Origin of the sequence: Longispora albida DSM 44784, from assembly GCF_000379825.1 — a bacterium.
Classification (GTDB): Bacteria; Actinomycetota; Actinomycetes; order Mycobacteriales; family Micromonosporaceae; genus Longispora; species Longispora albida.
Genome location: NZ_KB903835.1, coordinates 248,720 through 269,662, shown reverse-complemented (window position 1 = coordinate 269,662; position 20,943 = coordinate 248,720). Strand labels below are relative to the sequence as shown.

General features: G+C 69.9%; 18 protein-coding genes, 1 pseudogene and 2 riboswitches. Of the genes and pseudogenes, 8 read left to right on the top strand and 11 right to left on the bottom strand.

Translation table 11 applies throughout. The annotated features are described in order from the left end of the window. Positions 1-27 precede the first annotated feature (27 nt). On the top strand, positions 28-723 hold the full coding sequence (locus A3G1_RS0124555; protein WP_018352151.1) for an alpha/beta fold hydrolase: 696 nt from the start codon (positions 28-30) through the stop codon (positions 721-723). A gap of 23 nt (positions 724-746) precedes the next feature. On the opposite strand, the gene A3G1_RS0124550 is transcribed toward A3G1_RS0124555, so the two are convergent. Both A3G1_RS0124550 and A3G1_RS36690 read right to left on the bottom strand, forming a co-directional pair. Then, on the bottom strand, positions 747-1,700 hold the full coding sequence (locus A3G1_RS0124550) for a helix-turn-helix transcriptional regulator (RefSeq protein ID WP_018352150.1): 954 nt from the start codon (positions 1,698-1,700) through the stop codon (positions 747-749). A 9-nt stretch (positions 1,701-1,709) separates the two neighbouring features. Continuing rightward, positions 1,710-3,098, bottom strand: coding sequence for a PrsW family intramembrane metalloprotease (locus A3G1_RS36690; protein ID WP_083937088.1), 1,389 nt, complete (start codon positions 3,096-3,098; stop codon positions 1,710-1,712). Positions 3,099-3,129: 31 nt separating this feature from the next. Further along, positions 3,130-3,241, top strand: a riboswitch (SAM riboswitch). A 60-nt stretch (positions 3,242-3,301) separates the two neighbouring features. On the opposite strand from A3G1_RS36690, the gene A3G1_RS0124540 reads away from it, so the two are divergent. Together A3G1_RS0124540 and A3G1_RS0124535 are read left to right on the top strand one after the other, a co-directional pair. Beyond that, on the top strand, positions 3,302-4,501 hold the full coding sequence (locus A3G1_RS0124540) for an aminotransferase class V-fold PLP-dependent enzyme (RefSeq protein WP_026212475.1): 1,200 nt from the start codon (positions 3,302-3,304) through the stop codon (positions 4,499-4,501). Between the two features lie 5 nt (positions 4,502-4,506). Further along, positions 4,507-5,448 carry an aldo/keto reductase gene (locus A3G1_RS0124535; RefSeq protein ID WP_026212474.1) on the top strand — a complete coding sequence of 314 codons (942 nt, stop codon included), beginning with the start codon at positions 4,507-4,509 and terminating at the stop codon, positions 5,446-5,448. A gap of 110 nt (positions 5,449-5,558) precedes the next feature. Here A3G1_RS0124535 and A3G1_RS0124530 read toward each other — a convergent pair whose 3' ends face one another. From A3G1_RS0124530 to A3G1_RS0124510, 5 genes are read right to left on the bottom strand one after another with little or no spacing between them, the layout of a single operon-like run. Next, positions 5,559-6,596: a CU044_5270 family protein gene (locus tag A3G1_RS0124530; RefSeq protein WP_018352146.1), complete on the bottom strand. Its 1,038-nt coding sequence runs from the start codon at positions 6,594-6,596 to the stop codon at positions 5,559-5,561. Then, a complete protein-coding gene (locus A3G1_RS36685) occupies positions 6,593-7,192 on the bottom strand; it encodes an RNA polymerase sigma factor (RefSeq protein ID WP_018352145.1) in 600 nt (199 codons plus the stop codon). Before A3G1_RS36685 ends, A3G1_RS0124530 begins: the two co-directional genes overlap by 4 nt. Positions 7,193-7,244: 52 nt before the next feature. Beyond that, complete coding sequence (locus A3G1_RS0124520) at positions 7,245-7,568, bottom strand: STAS domain-containing protein (protein WP_018352144.1); 324 nt, start codon at positions 7,566-7,568, stop codon at positions 7,245-7,247. 9 nt (positions 7,569-7,577) lie between these two features. Further along, positions 7,578-8,072 carry a response regulator gene (locus A3G1_RS0124515; protein WP_040479683.1) on the bottom strand — a complete coding sequence of 165 codons (495 nt, stop codon included), beginning with the start codon at positions 8,070-8,072 and terminating at the stop codon, positions 7,578-7,580. Between the two features lie 41 nt (positions 8,073-8,113). Further along, the gene (locus tag A3G1_RS0124510; RefSeq protein ID WP_018352142.1) at positions 8,114-11,065 is read right to left on the bottom strand and encodes an ATP-binding protein; all 2,952 of its coding nucleotides are present in this window, start codon (positions 11,063-11,065) and stop codon (positions 8,114-8,116) included. Positions 11,066-11,257: 192 nt separating this feature from the next. Here A3G1_RS0124510 and A3G1_RS0124505 point away from each other — a divergent pair, with 192 nt between their 5' ends. Genes A3G1_RS0124505 through A3G1_RS0124495 form a run of 3 tightly spaced genes read left to right on the top strand, consistent with a single transcriptional unit; the run spans position 11,258 to position 15,269 of the window. Next, entirely contained in the window at positions 11,258-12,868 is a 1,611-nt protein-coding gene (locus A3G1_RS0124505) for a SpoIIE family protein phosphatase (protein WP_157641400.1), read from the top strand. Positions 12,869-12,879: 11 nt separating this feature from the next. Then, complete coding sequence (locus A3G1_RS0124500) at positions 12,880-14,949, top strand: S9 family peptidase (protein WP_018352140.1); 2,070 nt, start codon at positions 12,880-12,882, stop codon at positions 14,947-14,949. Between the two features lie 11 nt (positions 14,950-14,960). After that, positions 14,961-15,269 carry a hypothetical protein gene (locus tag A3G1_RS0124495; RefSeq protein WP_018352139.1) on the top strand — a complete coding sequence of 103 codons (309 nt, stop codon included), beginning with the start codon at positions 14,961-14,963 and terminating at the stop codon, positions 15,267-15,269. Here A3G1_RS0124495 and A3G1_RS0124490 read toward each other — a convergent pair. Continuing rightward, positions 15,266-16,201, bottom strand: coding sequence for a threonine ammonia-lyase (locus A3G1_RS0124490; RefSeq protein ID WP_026212471.1), 936 nt, complete (start codon positions 16,199-16,201; stop codon positions 15,266-15,268). The genes A3G1_RS0124495 and A3G1_RS0124490 overlap by 4 nt on opposite strands. A 154-nt stretch (positions 16,202-16,355) precedes the next feature. Next, a riboswitch (cyclic di-AMP (ydaO/yuaA leader) is annotated at positions 16,356-16,505 on the top strand. Between the two features lie 13 nt (positions 16,506-16,518). Here A3G1_RS0124490 and A3G1_RS0124485 point away from each other — a divergent pair. Together A3G1_RS0124485 and A3G1_RS36680 are read left to right on the top strand one after the other, a co-directional pair. Further along, entirely contained in the window at positions 16,519-17,496 is a 978-nt protein-coding gene (locus tag A3G1_RS0124485; protein WP_157641372.1) for a C40 family peptidase, read from the top strand. A 215-nt stretch (positions 17,497-17,711) separates the two neighbouring features. Next, a pseudogene (locus tag A3G1_RS36680) lies at positions 17,712-18,702 on the top strand (IS481 family transposase). Here the strand turns inward: A3G1_RS36680 and A3G1_RS36675 are convergent. The 3 genes from A3G1_RS36675 to A3G1_RS0124465 all read right to left on the bottom strand — a co-directional run bounded on the left by A3G1_RS36675 (position 18,699) and on the right by A3G1_RS0124465 (position 20,912). Continuing rightward, entirely contained in the window at positions 18,699-19,259 is a 561-nt protein-coding gene (locus tag A3G1_RS36675) for a DUF4352 domain-containing protein (RefSeq protein WP_018352135.1), read from the bottom strand. The pseudogene A3G1_RS36680 and the gene A3G1_RS36675 sit on opposite strands and share 4 nt — an antisense overlap. A gap of 261 nt (positions 19,260-19,520) precedes the next feature. After that, positions 19,521-19,913, bottom strand: coding sequence for an NUDIX domain-containing protein (locus A3G1_RS0124470; protein WP_018352134.1), 393 nt, complete (start codon positions 19,911-19,913; stop codon positions 19,521-19,523). A 9-nt stretch (positions 19,914-19,922) separates the two neighbouring features. Continuing rightward, on the bottom strand, positions 19,923-20,912 hold the full coding sequence (locus A3G1_RS0124465) for a pirin family protein (protein WP_018352133.1): 990 nt from the start codon (positions 20,910-20,912) through the stop codon (positions 19,923-19,925). Positions 20,913-20,943 lie beyond the last annotated feature (31 nt).

The following is a 20,943-nucleotide window of genomic DNA, read 5'->3' as shown; positions in this document are numbered from 1 at the left end:
GTCCGCATAAGCTCATACGCTTTTCCCATGACGACATACGTGCTGGTACCTGGTGGATGGCTCGGCGGCTGGGCATGGGACAAGGTCGCGGACAAGCTGCGCGCTGGCGGCCACGAAGCGATCGGCGTGACCCTGACCGGCGAGTCCCTGAACGACCACATCGCGTCGGTCATCGAGGCGATCGGTGACCGCGAGGACGTCGTCCTCGTCGGCCAGAGCTACGGCGGCACCCCGGTCACGGGCGCTGCCGACCGGATCCCGGAGCGGATCAGCCGGCTGGTGTTCGTGGAGAGCGCTCCGCTCCCGGCCGGGATGGCGGCCGCCGACTTCGCCGGGCCGGAGGGCCGGGCGGCGATGGAGCAGCTGGTCGTGGACGGGATGTACCCGCTGCCGGACTGGGACACCGTCGCGGCGATGGGCAACAGCCTCGAAGGGCTCGACGAGGAGATGCTGGCGGAGTTCCGCGAGAAGGCTGTCGCGCTGCCGTGGCGCGCGATGACCGACCCGCTGGAGCTGCCGGGCCCCGGTCGCGGCGCGATGCCGTGTGACCTGGTCGCCTGCTCGATCCCGCTGCCCCTGATCAAGGAACTGGCCGAGGCGGGCAACCCGCTCTTCGCCACCGTCCTCGGGCCGGAGTGGACGATCCACGAGCTGCCGACCGGCCACTGGCCGATGTTCTCCCGCCCGGACGACCTGGCGGACCTGCTAGCCAAGCTGAGCTAGCAGGACATCGCGAAGCACCACAGCTAGCGCTGTGGTGCTTCGCCGATTCCGGTCAGGAGGCGGGCCGCCAGGTCGCGGACGGCGGCTCGCAGCGCGTCCGGTTCGCGGATCTCGAAGGGCCAGCCGAGCCCGGCGATCATCTGCGCCATGCCGTCGAGCCGTTCCGCGCGCGCCGTGAGGATCACGCCGTCGCCGTCCGGCGTGAGGGTGCCGACCGTGGCTGGGACGCGGGCGTGTGCGACCTCGGCCGGTACTCCGAACCGGACCGTGACGGCGTGCTGGTACGGGACTTTGGCCAGCGAGGATGTCACGTGCTGGACGGTGTCGAACTCGACCGGTTTGAAGGCGTCCGGGGCCAGCCGGGCCGACACGACGCGGTCGATGCGGAAGGTCCGGACCTCGCCGCTGCGGTGGTCGAAGCCTGCCGCGTACCACCGTCCGGAGTGGAACACCATGCCGTACGGGTCCAGCTCGCGCTCCGTCTCCGTACCGTTCCAGGAGACGTAGCCGAGGCGGACGCGACGGTGTTCGCGGGCGGCTGAGGCGAGCGTGAGGAGCACGCCGGCGTCGGGCGGGGCAGCGGCCGATACCGAGGGCAGGGTGAAGGCCAGCGTGTCGGCGACCGCGCGGGTCGACTCCCGCAACGCGACCGGGAGGACACGCTGCACCTTGCCCAGCGCCGACTCCGCGTCACCGGCCGCGAGGCCCAGCTGCCGCGCGGCGAGCAGGCCCGTCACGACCGCTGTCGCTTCCGCTTCGGAGAACATCAAGGGCGGGATCTTGTACCCGGGCCGCAGCCGGTACCCGCCGTACCGCCCCCTCGCCGCCTCGACCGGGATGCCGAGGTCGCGGAGCTGGTCGGCGTACCGGCGGATGGTCCGCGGGTCGACCTCCAGCCGGGCGGCCAGCGCCGTCCCACCCAGCCCCGGCGAGCTCTGGAGCAGTTCGAGGAACGCGAGCACCTGGTGCGCCGACATGGGCGGACGTCAGCCCCGCGGGCCGCCGTACCCGTAGCCGTACCCGTAGGGCATCGGCGGGGGCGGCGGAGGCGGGGCCAGCGGCATGGGCACGACCGGGCTCTCGGGCGCCGCGACCTCCCGCACCGACCGGTCCGGGAACACGAGCCGGTAGACGGAGCCGGTCCACATGCCCTGTGGCGTACGCGGATCGCGCCCGGTGAACACGGCACGGTACCCGGCCAGCTCGTGCAGCAGCCGCAGCTCCTCGGCCGCGAAGTCCGCCGGGACGATCCCCCGCTCGGCCGCGTCCCTGAGCAGGGCGAGCTTGGTGGCCGTCGCCTGGTACCCGCTCATCGCCCGCGCGCCCTCGGGGCCAGCGAACTGGCGCGCCCAGTACCGGGCGGTCAGCCGGCGGCCCAGGGTCACGAGCGAGGCGACCTCCGGCGGGCTCATCCACGCGGCCTTCACGTACACCGGGAGCACCCGGCCCGCGATCCGGCCGTCCTGGGCCCGCAGCCACAGCGCGAACCCGACGACACCGAAGAACACCGGCATCATGAAGGCGAAGTACCCGTAGAGGATCACCAGCCCCTCGAACTGGGCGAGCGTCGCGATCAGGTTCCACGAGCCGTGCAGCATCATCGCGAGCATCAGCCCGCACAGCGGCAGGAACGTGCGGGCGCCCTTGGAGGCGTTGCGCGCGGCGTACCCGAAAGCTATTCCTGTCATCGACGTGAACAGCGGGTGGGCGAAACCGGAGAGCACGACCCGCACGATGAACAGCATGAAGACGCTGAGCACGCCCACGGACGCCAGACCCGACTGGTCAGAGCCCTGGATGTAGACGCGGCCCATGTAGAGGATGTTCTCCATCATGGCGAAGCCGACGGCCGACAGTCCGAAGTAGACGATGCCGTCGACGGGGCCGGAGAAGGCCTTGCGGCGGAAGAAGAACAGCAGCGCCGGGCCGATCGCCTTGCCCAGCTCCTCGATGAACGGAGCGACCAGCGTCGCCACGTGACTGTCGGAGGCACCGGCCACGTTGAACGCGACCGAGGCCCCGGTGTTCACCGCGAGGGCCAGCGCCGTGGCGACACACGAGCCCCAGCCGAAGCAGAAGATCAGGTACTTCCACGGCTCCGGCTCGTAGCGGTCGAGCCAGAGGAAGGCCGAGACCAGCACCGGCACGGGCAGGATCGCGGCGGCCAGGCCGATCAGGGTCGGCACCGGGCCGTAGCCGAAACCGAGGAAGGCCAGCATCCCGATCCCGCACGCGGCGATGACGACGATCGCGCCGCACACGACGACGAACCGTTTCCAGTCGAACCGTTTCACCGCGGGCGCGACGAAGGAGCCGCCCTCGGGAGAGTGACTCTCCGGAGAGTAACGGACCTCACTCGGTGGGAGCTCTGCCATGCCACGAGCTTATGCGCTAGCCTGCTCCACAGGTCATGAGTGCCAGCGACAAGCCCCGGCTCGCTGGCCGGCAACCCTCCTCCGCGGTGGGGTGCCCCGGGTGAAGACCAGGTCCGGCGAGAGCCGCCGGGCAAGAGCGGACTTCTTTGGGGGTACCCGTGTCAGCGCTGCTGAGCACAGATCTCGCCGTACTCGGCTCCGACGTGACCGTCAGGCTCGCCGACGGCCGGGAGGTCCCGTACGTCAACCTCGACTACGCCGCCACCGCACCGTGCGCCGAGGCCGCGGCCCGCGCCGTGAACGAGCTGCTGCCGCACTACGCGAGCGTGCACCGCGGGGCCGGGCAGCTCTCCCAGCTCTGTACCAAGCGCTACGAGCAGGCTCGTGAGTCGCTGCGGGACTTCCTCGGCTGCCGTACCGACGATGCCCTGATCTTCACGCGCAACACGACCGACGCGCTGAACCTGCTCGCCCACGCGCTCCCCGCCGACACCACCGTGGTCACGTTCGCCACGGAACACCACGCCAACCTGCTGCCCTGGCAGCGCGCGGTCCGCCTGCCGGTACCGGCATCCCCCGCCGCCGCCATCACAGCCGTGCACGCCGCCCTCCGCGAACTCCGCCGCTCCGGCCCGGAGGAGCCACTGCTGCTCTCGGTGACCGGCGCGTCCAACGTGACCGGCGAGCTGTGGCCGATCGAGCAGCTCGCCGCCGCCGCGCACCTCTACGGCGCACGGATCTGCGTGGACGCCGCGCAGCTCGCTCCACACCGGAGGGTCGACATCGCGGCCCTCGACCTCGACTACGTCGTGCTGTCCGGCCACAAGCTCTACGCGCCCTTCGGTGCCGGGGTGCTGGCCGGCCGGGCCGACTGGCTGGACGCCGCCGAGCCGTACCTGGCCGGTGGCGGCGCGAGTGCCCACGTCGGCGACGCCACGCACGACATCCGCTGGTCGACCGGCTCGGCCCGGCACGAGGGCGGCACCCCGAACCTGCTGGGCGCCGTGGCGCTGGCCGCAGTGTGCGACGCGCTCGCCACCGCCGACCGCGACGTCGTCGAGGCCGAGGAGGAGTCGCTGACCGCCCGGCTGCTGGAGGGCATCCGCGCGCTCCCGTACGTCCGCGAGCTGACCATCTTCGGCCCGGACCACCCCCGGATCGGCGTGGTGGCCTTCACCGTCGACGGGTACGCGTCCTCGCAGGTCGCGGCCAAGCTCGCCACCGAGCACGGCATCGGCGTCCGGGATGGACTGTTCTGCGCCCACCCGCTGACCCGCCGGCTGATCGGCGAGCGGGCCGCGGACTGCTCCGGACCGCAGACGGCCGTCCGGGCCAGCCTCGGCCTGGGCAGCACCGCCGAGCACGTGGACCGCTTGATCAACGCGCTACGGTCGCTGGTGTGACTGAGATGAAGTACAGAACTCTGGGCAGATCAGGGCTGATGGTCTCCGTCGTCGGCCTCGGCTGCAACAACTTCGGCCGGACCGGCTCGGCGACCGAGAGCCTGGAAGGCACCCGGGCCGTCGTCGACGCCGCCATCGAGGCTGGCATCACGCTCTTCGACATCGCCGACATCTACGGCGGGCAGGGCACGTCCGAGACCCTGCTCGGCGAGGTGCTGGGCAAGCGGCGGGACGACATCGTGCTCGCCACCAAGTTCGGCATGGACATGGGCGGCGCGAACGGGCCCGACTGGGGCGCGCGTGGCTCCCGCCGGTACATCAGGCTCGCGGTCGAGGCCTCGCTGCGGCGGCTGCGGACGGACTGGATCGACCTGTACCAGTACCACGAGCCGGACGGGATCACGCCGATCGAGGAGACCCTCGCGGCGCTGAACGAGCTCGTGGACGAGGGCAAGGTCCGCTACATCGGCAGCTCGAACTTCGCCGGCTGGCAGGTCGCAGAGGCCGAGTACGTGGCCCGGGGCTCGGGTGGCGCGAGGTTCGTCAGCGCGCAGAACGAGTACTCGCTGCTCAACCGGTCGGCCGAGGCCGAGCTGGCCCCGGCGTGCACCGAGTTCGGCGTGGGCATCCTGCCGTTCTTCCCGCTGGCCTCCGGGCTGCTGACCGGCAAGTACGCGCGGGACGCTGAGCCCGCCGCCGGTACCAGGCTGGCCAACCGGCGGCACGTCCACGACAACGCCAACTGGGACCTGATCAGCAGGATCGCGACCTTCGCCGCCGAGCGCGGCGCGAGCATGCTCGACGTGGCGATCGGCGGGCTGGCCGCCCAGCCTGCCGTGTCCTCCGTGATCGCCGGGGCGACCCGGCCGGAGCAGATCAAGGCGAACGTGGCGGCCGGAGCCTGGACTCCGACCGCCGAGGAGGTCGCGGCGCTCAACGCGCTGTGACCACACAGAGTTCCGGTGTTCCCTTCCGGGCGGGTTGGGCACACCGGTAACAAGCCCGGGGCTGGGCGCGCGGGCGGCGCGCCCAGCCCCGGGATACAACTCCTCCGAGGTTACTGACCCGGCAGCCCGTTGACGATCTTGCTTTCGGTCACCACGGTCCAGGTCTCCTTCGTCTGGCCCGGATTGTTCCGGCTGCCGATGTAGCGGTACGTCCCCGGCTCCAGGATCAGGTCCGACGGGTCCTTGCCGCCGTTCGGCGTCACCCGGAACGCGATCCCGGTCCGGCCGCCGACCTGCGTGTAGCCCTCGACCTGCGTCACCGTGCCGAGCTTGGGCAGCACCAGGTACAGCGCGCCGCGCAGCTGCGGCGGCACGATCTCGTCGTGCGTGTGGAGCAGCGCGCCGACCGTGCCGAAGACCGCGATGTCCGAGGACCCGGCCCGCTGCTGGCGGAGGAAGGCCAGCAGCTCGTCGGGGTTCACCGGCAGGCCGGCCAGGAACTCGGGTGTCGGCCGTTCCAGGCTCGGGCCCTGGGTGGCGAGAGCCTGCCGCTCCTGCACCGTCCACTCGTCGTTCCGCAGGTCCTGAGTGGACGAACCCGGCGGCCTGGAGAGCAGGCCCGCCGCCTCGGCCGGGCCAGCGTCGGCCGGCGTGAGCGGGGTCGGGTTGATGCCTTCCGTCCGCTTGTCCCAGACCAGGATCATGCCCTGGGGCTCGAACCACATCTCGTACCGGTTCTCGACGCGGACGGAAACGCCGCTGGTCGTGAACGCGTTGTTGCCGAGCGACTTCCGGTACACGTACTGGCCGGGCTGCACAGCCACCGGCGTCCCCTTGGCGACAGTGGCCGCCGCGAGCTGGATGCCGGTGACCTGTACCGCCGGTGCGGCTGCCCCTGGCCTGTTGTCCTGGCTGGGGCTGTGGGAGCCACCGGTCACGGCGACGGCCCCGGCGATCAGGCCGGCCGCGAGGACAGTCGCCAGCGAGCCGGCCAGCACCGGGCGACGTCGGGTGAAGGAGAGCTTGCGGGCGTCCGCGTACACGGTGCCGTTGAGGACTGCGTGCCGCATGCGGTCCATCGTGTCGGGCGAAGCGTCGCCCTCGCCGGAACGCAGCTCGGCGAGCAGTTCCATTCCGTTCTTGGTCATGAGAGGTCTCCAGAGTCGGCTGTGGAGGGTGCGAAGTGGCTGGGCAGGGCCGCGCGCAGCCGGGCCTTGGCCCGGTGCAGGCGTGAACGGACCGTGCCCGGCGACAGGCCGAGTGCCGAAGCCAGTTCCGGATAGTCCAGGCCGGCCCAGACGTGCAGCAGCAGGAGCTCACGCTGCTTGCGCGGCATGGCGGCCAGCGCGTCGGAGAGGTGGCCCACGGCCAGCTCGGCGTGGACCCGGCCGGTGGCGGCCTCGGCCAGCGGTTCGGTACCGGGGCCGGGATCCATGCCAGCCCTCGCCAGGGCACGCCAGCCGCGCGCCTCGGTCCGGTGGTGCCTGCGGAGCAGGTTGGACAGGATCCCGTACAGCCAGGGCCGGGCGCTCGGCGCGGTCACGTCGTATCTGCCCCGATGGGCGAACGCCGCCAGGAAGGTCTGCGACACCAGGTCCTCGGCGAGAACCCGGCCGACCCGGCGGGCGGCGAAGTCGAAGAGTGACGCCGCGTACCGCTCGAACAGCTCACCGAACCGCTCGGGCGGCCCGGTGACGAGGTCGGCGTCTTGCGGCGCCTCCCGGCTCACGGTCAGGTTGTTCATGCCCGGTTGTTGCCCGCTGCCACGCCCCGGGTTCCCATTTTCGCTACGGCACTTATTCCCTGATGAGAAATGCCTGCTTGAGGCCCGTGACGTCGAGGAGACGGTGCAGGAACTCGCCGACGTTGGCCAGGACCAGGGCGCTGCGGGCGCGGGCGGCCGCCCGGTTGAGGACGACGAGGGTGCCGAGGCCCTGGGAGTCGCAGAAGGTGACCTTTTCCAGGTCGAGGACGAGCCGGCTGGCCGAAGTCTCGGCCAGCGCCTGCTCCACAGCCTCGGTGAGCTGCGGGACCGTACTGATGTCGATCTCGCCGATCAACGCCACGACAGTCTCGCTGGTGTCGTGGCGGACGGAGATACTCAGCTCCGGCGGCAGCACAGTCTCAACCTACCCCACACTCCGCAGCACGGCGGCTGCCTTCTCCGGTGAGCCCTGGTCCAGATGCCCCAGGGCCTCCTCGACGGTGGCCGCCAGCGCCGCGTACCGCGCAGCGGTGGCCGCCTGCTCGCTGAGCTGCCGGTTCTTTGTCCACAAGTCGACGAACACTGACACCTTTGCCCGCAGTGCCCACGGGTCAAACGGTTTAGTCAGATAGTCGACCGCTCCGGCCGCGTAGCCACGGAAGGCGAGGTGGGCGTCGCGGTCCACGGCGGTCAGGAAGATGATCGGCACATGCCGGGTACGTTCGCGCTGCTTGATGTGCGCGGCCGTCTCGAAGCCATCCATACCGGGCATCTGGGCGTCGAGCAGGATGACCGCGAAGTCGTCCACGAGCAGCCGCTTGAGGGCTTCCTCCCCGCTGGCCGCCGTCACCGGCTCGACGGGCAGGCCCTGGAGGATCGCGGCCAGCGCGACCAGGTTCTCCCGCCGGTCGTCGACCATGAGCACTTTGGGCGCGCCTGGCACCCGGTCGTTCGTAGCCGTCACTGCACCCACCCTGCCATGAGTTCCAGCAGGTCGTCGAGGTCGACGGGTTTGGTGATGTAGTCGCTGGCCCCGGCGGCGATGGCCTTCTCCCGGTCGCCGGGCATGGCCTTGGCGGTCAGGAACACGATCGGCAGGTCGGCGAACTCCGGCATCCGGCGGATCGCCTGGGTCGTCTCGTTGCCGTCCATGTCGGGCATCATCGCGTCCATCAGCACTATGTCCACCTCGGGATGCTCCGTGGTGAGGCGGACGCCCTCCGCGCCGTTGTCCGCGTAGAGGACGGTCATGCCGTGCAGTTCGAGGGCGCTGGTCAGGGCGAAGACGTTACGCACGTCGTCGTCGACGATCAGCACGCACGCGCCGTCGAGCCGCCGGGTGCTCGGGGTCTGCACCGGCTCCGGGCGGCTCACCGGGCGGAGGATCGCCGGGTTGGGCCGGGTGACTGGCATGCCCTGCAACGGCGCGGGGCGGGTGGCGAACTGCGCCGGGCGGTTGGCCGGGAGGCCGGGCAGGACGTCTGGCAGGTACAGCGTGAAGGTCGAGCCCTCGTTCAGGGTGGACTCCACCAGGATCGTGCCGCCGAGCAGCTGGGCCAGCTTGCGGCTGATGGAGAGCCCGAGGCCGGTACCGCCGTACTTGCGGCTCGTCGTGCCGTCGGCCTGCTGGAACTCGTCGAAGATCAGCGACAGCTTCTCGGCGGGTACACCTATGCCGGTGTCGTGTACCGCGAACGCCACGACCTTCGCCGCACTGTCCAGAGTGGGCACCCCGAACGGCTCGGCCGGGGCGGCGTTGCCGATCGTCAGGGTCACCGAGCCGCTGTCGGTGAACTTGACCGCGTTCGACAGCAGGTTCCTGAGGATCTGCTGGAGGCGCTGCGCGTCGGTGTACACCATCGGCATGGTCTCGCCGATCGTGTCGACCCGGAGCTTGAGGCCCTTCTCCTCGGCCTGTGGCCGGAAGGCGCGCTCGACGTACTCGGAGATCTCGCTCAGCTCGACGTTGCTGGCCTCGACGTCCATCCGGCCGGCCTCGATCTTCGAGAGGTCGAGGATGTCGTCGATCAGCGAGAGCAGGTCCGAGCCGGCGTTGTGGATCGTGCGGGCGAACTCGATCTGCTTCTCCGACAGGTTCCGCTCGGTGTTGTCGGCGAGCAGGCGGGCCAGCAGGAGCAGCGAGTTCAGCGGGGTGCGCAGCTCGTGGCTCATGTTCGCCAGGAACTCCGACTTGTACTGGCTGGCCAGCGCGAGCTGCTGCGCCTTCTCCTCCAGGCCCAGCCGGGCCATCTCGATCTCCTGGTTCTTGATCTCGATGTTGCGGTTCTGCTCGGACAGCAGCGCCGCCTTCTCCTCCAGCTCCAGGTTGGTCCGGGACATCTCGCCCGACTGTTCCTGGAGTTCGAGGGCGAGGCGCTGGGACTGGGAGAGCAGCTCCTCCGTCCGCTGGTTGGCCCGGATCGTGTTCAGGGCGACGCCGATCGTGGCGACCAGCCGGTCGAGGAAGGTCAGGTGCAGCTCGGAGAACGTGGACAGCGAGCCGAACTCGATCACGCCGAGGGGCTGGCCCTCGAACAGCACCGGCAGCACGACGACGTCGGCAGGCGGGGCGCTGCCCAGTCCACTGCGGACGGTCAGGTACCCGGGCGGGGTCTGCGTGATCCGGATCGTCCTGCGCGCGGCGACCGCCTGGCCGACCAGGCCCTCGCCGGGGGCGAAGTCGACGGAGTAGCCCTCGGGGACGTAGCCGTAGGAGCCGGTGAGGCGGAGGCGTACCGTGCCGTCCTGGCCTTCCTGCTGGAGGAAGAACGCCCCGACCTGCGCGTCGACCAGCGGGGTCACCTCGTCCATGATCATGCGGCAGACCTCGTTGAGGTCGCGCTGGCCCTGGAGCAGCCCGGACACGCGGGCCATGTTGGAGTTGAGCCAGTCCTGTTCCGCGTTCTTCTTCGTGGTCTCGCGGAGCGTGACGATCATCTGGTTGATGTTGTCCTTCAGCTCCGCGACCTCGCCCTGCGCCGCGACCGTGATCCGCTGGGTCAGGTCGCCCCGGGTCACAGCCGTGGACACCCGCGCGATGGCCCGCAGCTGCGTGGTCAGCGTGGAGGCCAGCTGGTTCACGTTCTCCGTGAGGTCCTTCCAGGTACCGGAGACGCCGCGCACCTGCGCCTGGCCGCCCAGCTTGCCCTCGGAACCGACCTCGCGGGCCACTCGCGTGACCTCGTCACCGAAGGAGGACAGCTGGTCCACCATCGTGTTCATCGTGGACTTGAGTTCGAGGATCTCGCCCTGCGCGTCGATCGTGATCTTCTGCGACAGGTCACCTTTGGCCACCGCCGTCGCGACGGAGGCGATGTTTCGGACCTGCGCTGTCAGGTTCGAGGCCATGAAGTTCACGTTGTACGTGAGGTCGCGCCACGTGCCGGACACGCCGGTCACCTTCGCCTGGCCGCCGAGCTTGCCCTCCGTACCCACCTCGCGGGCCACCCGCGTGACCTCGTCGGCGAACGAGGACAGCTGGTCGACCATCGTGTTCACCGTGCGGCCGATCCGGAGGAACTCGCCCCGCATCGGCTGCCCGTCGATCTCCAGGGCCATCTTCTGGGACAGGTCGCCGTCAGCCACGGCGACGATCACGCGCGCGATCTCGGTGGTCGGGCGGCCCAGGTCGTCGATGAGGGAGTTGACGGCCTGCACGCCGCCGGCCCACTCGCCGGGATAGTCGTTGATGGGGAGCCGCTCGGTCAGCTCACCTTCCCGGCCGACGATCTGCGCGATCCGGATCAGGTCCTGGTTGCGCCTGCCCAACTGCTCCACGACCTGGTTGAACCGGTCGATAACACCCTCTTCCTCCTGGTCGGAGGCGGTGGCTTGCGGGATTCGTACCTGAAAGTCGCCCTGTTGCACGCGGCCTAGCGCGTCAGCGAGCAGAGTCAGCAGCGCGGAGTCCATGCGCCCATCCTGCACTCCCATCACGCAAATGGCGAGAAACAGGCACGGCCCGTAAGCGCCTGGGAACTCTAAGCCCACAATCCGGGCGGGACGGTCCACGATGCGTGAGCTGGTTCACCATCGAGACCGACAGTGGGTCACTGATATGTGACGCACGGCGAGTATCCCGGGGGTGGCTGGCGCCACAGGTACCTGGCAGGGGAGACTGCTCCCGTGCCCACGCACGCCCGGCGCACGCTACGGCTGCCCGCCGACCACCAGTCCCCGGCGCACGCGCGTGCCGCTGTCCGCGAGGTCCTCGCGGAGGCGGGACTCGCAGAACTGCTGGATGAGGCTCTGCTGCTGACGACAGAGCTGTCCACCAACGGCGTCGTGCACGCCGGAACTGACATCGATGTCGACGTGCAGGTGGACGAGGCCGGGGTCACCGTGACCGTCACGGACTTCCAGGGCGGTGCGGCGATCGGCCCGGCCCGCGCGCCCGATCACTTCGCCGAGGGCGGCCGGGGGCTGCTGCTGGTCGACCAGTTCGCGAGCGCGTGGGGTACGACGCACGGCGAAGGCAGTAAGGGGGTGTGGTTCCGCTTGGACAAGCCGCCGCCCCGCCCAGCCCCCGCGGCCCCGGAGAAGCGCGACTGGCTGACGTTCCTGGCCGAGACGAGCGAGCTGCTCGCCCAGTCGCTGGACGCCGAGCTGACCCTGGCCCTGATCCCGCAGCTCGTCGTGCCCCGGCTCGGCGAGTGGTGCGCGGTGCACACGGCCGGCGAGTGGGGCGCGCTGACCCTCGCCACGTACCTGCACCGCGACGAGTCCGCCCTCCCGCTCCTGCGGGCGAAGCTGGACGAGGTCGCGCCCCGGATCCGCGAGGCTGCCACGGGCCGGTCGGCCGTCACGCTGCCCCGCCCCTTCGATGGCGTCGCCGTACCGCTGATCGCGCGCGGCCAGCTGCTCGGCACCATGACCGTCGGCCGGCACGTCGACCGTCTGCACAGTCCGGACGATGTGGCCATCATCGCCGACCTGGCCCGCCGGGTCGCGCTGGCGCTGGACAACGCCCGCATCCACGCCGAGCGGGAGAGCATCGCGCAGGCGTTCCAGCGGGCGCTGCTGCCGGTCGCGCTGCCCAGGGTCGCGGGGATGGAGCTGGGCGCTGAGTACGTGCCGGCCAGCACCGGTACCGATGTCGGCGGCGACTTCTACGACGTGCTGCCGCTGGAGGGCGACAGGCTCCTCGTCTCGATCGGTGACGTGTGCGGGAAGGGTGCCCGGGCCGCCGCGCTGACCGGGCTCGTCCGCGATGTCCTGCGAGTACTCGTGCGCGACGGCCGGGAGCTGCCGCGCGTGATGGAGCTGCTCAACACGACGATGCTCGAACGCGGCGACGGCAAGCACTGCACGCTGGCCGCCGCCGTGGTCAGCCGGGACGGCGAGTACCTGAACGTCGACCTGTGCCTGGCCGGGCACGACAAGCCGGCGCTGGTGCACCCGGACGGCGGTACGGCGCTGGTCGGTGAGGGCGGGACGGCGGTCGGGCTGCTCGACACGATCACCTCCCGGCTGACCCGGATCAGGCTGGCGCCCGGCGACGCGCTGGTCTTCTACACCGACGGCATCACGGAACGCCGCCGCGAGGGCGAGTTCTACGGCCAGGACCGGCTCCGGCAGGAACTCGCCGGGCTGACCGGCCTCCCAGCTCAGGTCGTCGCGGCCCGGCTGAGGGCCGCCGCGCTGGCCTGGTCGCCTGAGCAGCCCCGGGACGACATCGCACTTCTGGTGCTGCGGAACGCGCCGGAGGCCGGGTAGCGTCTGTCGTTATGACATCCGCACTGCCGCCGCTCGCCAAGCGTGTCCCGTCCGAGCGCAGCCACCACGGCGAGACCTTCACCGACGAGTACGCCTGGCTGATCAGCAAGGACGACCCGGACACCCTGGCATACCTGAAGGCGGAGAACGCCTTCTCCGAGCAGCAGACCGCCCACCTGGCGACGCTGCGCGAGACGCTGTTCGCGGAGATCAAGAACAAGACCCAGGAAACAGACCTGTCCGTACCGGTCCGCAAGGGCGACTTCTGGTACTACACCCGCACCGTCGAGGGCAAGCAGTACGGCATCCACTGCCGCGTGCCCGCCGAAGGTTCCGTGCCTCCGGTGCCGGCGCCGGGTACCGCGCTGCCGGGCGAGCAGGTGCTGCTCGACGAGAACGAGCTGGCCGGCGAGGCCGAGTTCTTCTCGATGGGCGCGTTCGACGTGAGCCCCGACGGCACCCTGCTGGCCTACTCGACGGACTACGCTGGCGACGAGCGCTACACGCTCCGTGTGAAGAACCTGGTCACGGGCGAGGTGCTGCCGGACGAGATCCCGGGCACCTTCTACGGCACCGCGTGGTCGGCGGCCGGCGACCACCTGTTCTACCTGACGGTCGACGAGGCGTGGCGGCCGTACCGGGTGTGGCGGCACGCCCTCGGTTCCGAGCAGCCGGACGTGGTCGTGCACGAGGAGGCCGACGAGCGGTTCTGGACGGGCATCTCGCTGACCCGCTCCGAGCAGTACATCATCATCGATCTGCACTCCAAGGTGACCAGTGAGATCCGGCTGATCCCCGCCGCGGATCCCACCGCGGAGCCGGTCGTCTTCGGCACAGGCCGCCGGGAAGGTGTCGAGGTCTCGGTCGACCACCAGGGCGACCGGTTCGTCGTGCTGCACAACGACCAGGCGGAGAACTTCACGATCGGCTGGACGCCGGTCACCGACACGAACCAGTTCCACGAGCTGATCGCGCACCGCGAGGACACCCGGCTGCTCGACGTGGACGCCTTCGACGGGCACCTGGTCGTGCACTTCCGCCGGGACGGCCTGTCCGGGCTGCGCATCGTGCCGAACGAGGGCGAGGCCCGCGAGATCACCTTCCCCGAGCCGGTATACACCGTCTCGCCGGACGCCAACCCGCGCTACGCCGCAGACACCTACCGGCTGCGCTACAACTCCCTCGCCACCCCGGACAGCGTCTACGACTGCTGGGTGGCCACCGGCGAGCTGACCCTGCTCAAGCGCAAGCCGGTGCTCGGCGACTTCGACCCGGCCGACTACGAGCAGCACCGCGAGTGGGCCGTCGCCGAGGACGGTACCCGGATCCCGATCTCGCTCATGTGCAAGAAGGGCACCGTGCGGGACAGCTCGGCCCCGCTGCTGCTGTACGGCTACGGCTCGTACGAGACCAGCATGGACCCGTGGTTCTCGATCGCCCGGCTGTCCCTTGTGGACCGTGGCGTCGTGTACGCGATCGCGCACGTGCGCGGCGGTGGCGAGATGGGCCGCCGCTGGTACGACGACGGCAAGCTGCTCAAGAAGAAGAACACGTTCACCGACTTCGTGGCCTGCGCCCGGCACCTGGCGGCCGCGGGCTGGACGTCACCGGGGAAGACCGTGGCGCGCGGCGGCTCGGCCGGTGGCCTGCTGATGGGCGCCATCGCGAACCTCGCCCCGGAGGCCTTCGGCGGCATCGTCGCCGAGGTGCCCTTCGTCGACGCGCTCAACACGATCCTCGACCCGACCATGCCGCTGACCGTCGTCGAGTGGGACGAGTGGGGCAACCCGCTGGCCGACCCGGCCGTCTACGCGTACATGAAGTCCTACTCCCCGTACGAGAACGTGGCGGCCAGGGACTACCCGCCGATCCTCGCGACGGCCGGCCTCAACGACCCGCGCGTCGGCTACCACGAGGCCGCGAAGTGGGTCGCGAAGCTGCGCGCGACCGGCAAGGGCGGGCAGGTGCTGCTCAAGACGGAGATGGGCGCTGGGCACATGGGGCCGTCCGGCCGGTACGACGCGTGGAAGGAAGAGGCGTTCGTGCTGGCCTGGGTGCTCGACGCTGTGGGCCTGGCCTGATCCTCACAACCATGCTGCGGAACGAGCTGGCCGCCGAGGAGCTGGTCAAGGCGCTGCGCCAGCGGGAGGTCTACAACGCCGGCGGCTGGGCCGTGGAAGTGGCCCAGCCGCTGACGGGCGCCGACCCGCTCGTCGTCGAGCTGCACCTGACGGGCTCCCAGCGGTACGCGACAGTGGAGGCCGGCGGCGGCCCCGACGGCGGCGGCTACTCGTTCCAGGTCATGATCCACAGTCAGGGCCTGGCCAGCGACCCGCTGAGCTTCAGCTACGCAGCCCAGGCCGTGTACCAGGCGGTGATCCGGATCGGCGGCGGGTTCTAGACGACGGACTTCAGGAGTGCCGGGTCGACGTTGCCGCCCGACACGATCGCGACCGTGTCGCCGGTGGGCATCTCCTCCCGGTGGTAGAGGTACGCGGCGGTGGCGACCGCGCCGCTCGGCTCCGCCACGAGCCGTGACCGGCGGGCCAGCACGCCCATCGCCGCCCGGATCTCCTCCTCGGTGACGGTGATGATGCCGTCGAGCACCGTGCGCAGGTGCGCGAAGGTCAGGTCGGACAACGACGGGTTGCGCAGGCCGTCCGCGATGGTCCGCTGGACGTCCGCGACCGGCCAGGCGACGATCCGGCCGGCCCGCAGGCTCTCCGCCGCGTCCGCGGCCAGCTCGGGCTCGACGCCGAGGATCGTGGCCTGCGGGGCGAGGGCCCGGATCGCCGTACCGACGCCGGAGGCCAGCCCGCCGCCGCTGACCGGTACGAGGACGACCCGCACGCCGGGCAGGTCCGTGGCGATCTCGTGGCCGATGGTGCCCTGGCCGGCGATGACGTCGCGATGGTCGAAGGGCGGGATGATCGGGTACCCGCGAGCGGCGGCCACGCCCTCCGCCCGGATCAGCCGTTCCTCCGGCGGCACGGTCAGCACGGTCGCCCCCGAGTCGCGCATCGCCGCGAGCTTCACCTCCGGCGTGGTGTCCGGGGCGACGATGATCACCGGGATGCCCAGCCGGCTGGCCACATAGGACACAGCGAGCCCGTGATTGCCTGAGGAATGCGTCACAACGCCGGGCACGCCCGGGCGGATCGCGTTCCGCGCGCCACGGATCTTGAAGGAGCCGACCGGCTGGAGGTTCTCCGGCTTGAGCCATAGCAGGCGATCGGCGTCGGCCCACGGGCTGGGCAGCAGCGGAGTACGCACGGCGGTGCCCGCAATCGCTGTAACAGCAGCCTCGATCTCACCGATAGTGACCAGTTCCATGAACACCACGGTAACCACCAGATGGGACACATCGTTATGTAGCTGGATAGCTACTGCACGAAGTACCACGGCCACATAACTTGTTAATCCCGTCGCGGAGCCTCTAGCCTGGGGTTCGTTCGTCCGGTTTCAGCGCTCCGCAAGGGGAGCCACCGGCCGGGCACCGCCGAGTCGTCACGGTACGAATCGGGGACCCAGAGCTAGTTGGGGTGAGTCGGGCACTGCGTTCAGTAAGCAGTGCCTGTAGGGCGATCTTCCCGTCCGAACCCGTCAGCTAACCCGGTAGGCGGTGAGAGGAAGAAGGAGCCGCAGACCCGTTGAGAGCTTCCCGCGGAGTGTTAGCCGCCGTGGTCGCAGCCACCGCAGCCCTCGTGCTGAGCCTGACCGGTAGCGCCCACGCCGACGACATCGACGAATTGGAGCGCCAGCTCGACGCCAAGTGGGCGGCGCTGGAGACCACGGTCGAGCAGTACAACAAGACATCCGGCGAGCTGAAGAAGACCAAGGCTGAGGTCGAGGCGGCCACCAAGCGGGTCAAGCCTCTCCAGGACCAGGTCGACGTCGCCGCTGCCCGGATCGGGCAGATCTCCGCCGCGGCGTACAAGGGCGGTTCGGCCAGCACGGCCAACGCACTGCTCGGCGGCGGATCGCCCACCATCATGCTCGACCAGCTGACCCTGCTCGACGCGATCAGCGGCAGCGAGCGCAAGCAGATCGACGAGCTGAACAAGCTCAAGGCCCCGCTCGAGGCCGAGCGGAAGAAGATCCAGGGCCTGCTGGACTCCCAGCAGAAGATGGAGTCGGAGCTGTCGGCCAAGAAGGTCTCGATCACCAGGGACATGGAGCAGCTGCAGAACCAGCGCACTGCCGCCTACAAGGACCGGGCCAGCCGCAACGGCCAGCGGATCGACTACGTCCCGCCGTTCATCGGCGGCCCGCCCGGCAAGGCAGTGGCCTTCGCGATGGCCCAGCTCGGCAAGCCGTACGTCTGGGCTTCGGCCGGCCCGAACTCCTTCGACTGCTCCGGCCTGACCCTGGCGGCCTGGGCGCAGGGCGGCGTGAGCTTCGGCCACTACACCGGCTGGCAGCGCGACGCCTCGCAGCGGATCACCCGCTCCGAGCTGAAGGCCGGCGACCTGGTCTTCTACGGCGGCGACCGGCACGTCTCGCTCTACATCGGCGACGGCAAGGTCATCCACGCCCCGCAACCCGGCGACGTCGTGAAGATCGCGCAGCTGGACATCGGCGGCGAGACCCCGACCGCCTACGCCCGCCCCCGCTACAAGATCTCCTAGAGCACAACCTTTTCCTCTGTACCTGCGAAGGAGCCGCGCGCCTGACACCTCAGGCACGCGGCTCCGTCGTTCACGCGACACCACCACCGTCGAGCTGGGACCGCCTAGGTGTACTGACCATGGAGGTTGGTGACGTGGCTGGGGCTTGACGTGGGTGAAGTCTCCTGGCGAGGTGTGGAGCTACCAGACAGCACACCCTCGGCCAGGAGACTTCAGTGGTTCACGCTAATGCACCGTTGTCGGAGCTGGGCAGGCTGCGGCTTGCCCGTTGTGTTGTGGATGATGGCTGGCCGTTGCGGCGGGCGGCGGAGCGGTTTCAAGTGTCGGCGACGACAGCGGGCCGCTGGGCTGGCCGGTACCGCCTGCTCGGCGAAGCGGGCATGGCCGACCGGTCGAGCCGGCCCGCGTCCAGCCCGTCACGGACTCCCGGCACGCGTTGAACGGCGGATCATCAAGGTCCGTCTTGCCCGCCGATGGGGTCCGGCCCGGATCGCGTTCCTGCTCGGCCTGAACCCGGCCACGGTTCACCGGGTCCTGGCCCGCTACCGGCTGGCCAGGCTCAGTCACCTGGACCGGTCCACGTCACAGCCTGTCCGCCGTTACGAACGCGACCGGCCAGGCGAGCTGGTGCACGTTGACATCAAGAAGCTGGGCAACATTCCCGATGGCGGAGGCCATCGCGTCACTGACCGCAGCGCCGGGCTGCAGAACCGCAAACGCACCACTACCGCCCGATACCCTCACGGCAAACCGAAAATCGGCTACAGCTACATCCACAATGCCGTCGATGACCATTCCCGCCTGGCCTACAGCGAGATCCTGGCTGACGAGACCAAGGAAACCGCCGTCGCGTTCTGGCACCGGGCGAACGCGTTCTTCACCAGCTGCGGCATCACCGTCGAACGCGTCTTGACTGACAACGGCTCCTGCTACAAGTCGTTCCTCTGGCGCGACACCCTCACAGCGGCCGGCATCACCTGCAAACACACCCGCCCCTACAGGCCCCAGACCAACGGGAAAGTTGAACGCTTCAACCGCACCCTCGCCGACGAATGGGCCTACGCACGCCCCTACACGACAGAAACCGAACGCCGCGAAGCATTCGGTCCCTGGCTCCACACCTACAATCACCACCGCGGCCACACCGCGCTAGCAGGCAAACCACCCGCCAGCCGCGTCCCCAACCTCACGGGTCAGTACACCTAGCCCACGGGTACCGTCACGCCCTTGCTGTTCAGCGCGCCGTGCAGCTCCAGCTTCGCGATCTTCGTTTCCTTGGGGATGTCGAAGACCACGATCCCGGTCACCTCGGCCCCGGCGGGGATGTCCCGCACGAGCCCCTGGTTCTGCCCGTTGGCGTAGACCCCGGCCACCGGATCACTGCGGATCTCGGCACCGGCGGCCGTCACGGCCTGCTGGAGCGAGTCGGAGAACACGAGCGGCTGGGCCGTCACGTTCTTCACCTTCACCGTGACCAGGCAGTACTGCCCCTGGGGCGCCTTGTTCAGCTTGTCGTCGCCCACTCGTGCCACGCCACAGCTCACCTCGCCGGGCGTGAACTCGAACCCGCCGTCGGACGGCGGCCCCGTCAGACTGGGCGAGCCGCTCGGCTGGGCCTGCGGTGTCTTGTTGGCGCTCCCGCTTCCGCCTCCGCTTCCGCCGAACGCCCAGACCAGGCCCCCGATCAGCGCCACGAACCCGATCAGGAGCAGCACCGCGTACAACGGCGTCCTGCCGCCGAAGGTTTTTGTACCGTCAGCCATAAATCCTCCCGGTTGCCGGCTCCTGCCGAGTGTAGGACCGCCGTCGGCTCGCACCGGGTTATCCACAGGTTATCCACAGCTTCCGCGAGTTACCCACAGGCTTATCCACAGGTTGTCCACAGGGTTATCCACAGGCTGTGGGGTAGCTGTGGGTAAGTTGCAGGCTTTTGTCCCCCCAGAGAGGAGAGGTTTTCCACAGCCGGAAGGCAGCGACGACGCGGGTGCGTCAAGGACGACGATTCCGACCCCCGGCCGGGCCGGTCAGCGCGTCCCGAAGATGGTCTGGGCGATGCCGGTCAGGGGCTTGGTGGTGATCTCCGCGCGGGTCAGGAACACCATCGCCTGACCCTCGCCCATCACGACGTCGTGCTGCTCGGCTTCCGTGGTGCCGGAGAAGATGTGGTACCTGACTCCGGCACCGTCGGAGGCGATCCGCTCGACGACCTGGCCTGCCTTGAGGTACGCGGCCAGGCCGGTCTCCTCGTAGAGTTCGCGCTGGGCTGCGAGCAGCGGGGTCTCGCCCGGCTCGAGGCGGCCGCCCGGCGGGGTCCACCGGCCCGGGTCGACGTGGGCGTCTTCGGTGCGGTGCTGCATGAGCACCTGTCCGTTCGCGTTGGTCAGGACGATGACGGCCACCTCGCGCGTGATCTCCATGAGGCCAAACTAGAGGTTCTCGTCCGTCGTGCCCAGGTGGGGGATCTTCTCGGCCGGGATGACTCCCATCCGCCCGGCCTGGAAGTCCTCGAAGGCCTGGATGATCTCCTCGCGCGTGTTCATGACGAACGGGCCGTACCTGGCGACCGGTTCGCGGATCGGCAGCCCGCCCAGGACCAGGATCTCCCAGCCGGCCTGGTGGGCCTGCGGCTGGCTGTCGGCCGCCCGTACCGTGATGGCCTCCCCCGGCCCGAACACCGCGAGCTGCCCCTCGTCGAGCGGGCGCCCGTCGGTACCGGCGTGGCCGCGCCCGCCGAGCACGTAGACGAGGGCGTTGAACTCCTCCGGCCAGGCGAGGTCGAGGCGGGCGCCGGGTGCGACGGTCGCGTGCAGGTACGTGATCGGGGTGTGGGTCGAACCGGGGCCGGAGTGCCCGGCCACCTCACCCGCGATGATCCGGATCAGCGAGGAACCGTCGTGTGAGGACAGCAGGGTGATGTCGCCCGGCCCGATGTCCTGGTACTTGGGCTTGGCCCACTTGGCGGACTTCGGCAGGTTGACCCAGAGCTGCACGCCGTGCATGACGCCGCCGGAGCGGAGCAGCCGGTCCGAGGGCATCTCCTGGTGCTGGATGCCCGATCCGGCCGTCATCCACTGGGTGCCGCCGTCGGTGATCAGGCCGCCGCCACCGTGGGTGTCGTCGTGCCGCATCTCCCCGTCGATCATGTACGTGACGGTCTCGAAGCCCCGGTGCGGGTGCCACGGCGCGCCCTTGGCCTCGCCGGGGGCGTAGTCCGTGGCACCCATCTGGTCGAGCAGGAGGAAGGGGTCGGCCAGCGGCAGGTCCATGCCGGGGAAGGGCCGCCGGACCCGGAAGCCCCCGCCCTCCAGCTGGCTGTGCGCCGTGACCACCTGGGTCACCGGACGCCACCTGGTCTCCTGCTGCGGGAGCACGGGCACCCGCGGCAGGGCCAGGGTGTCGGCGGTGATGGCTGGCATGGCTACCTCCTGAAGTAGTTGACTACGCAAC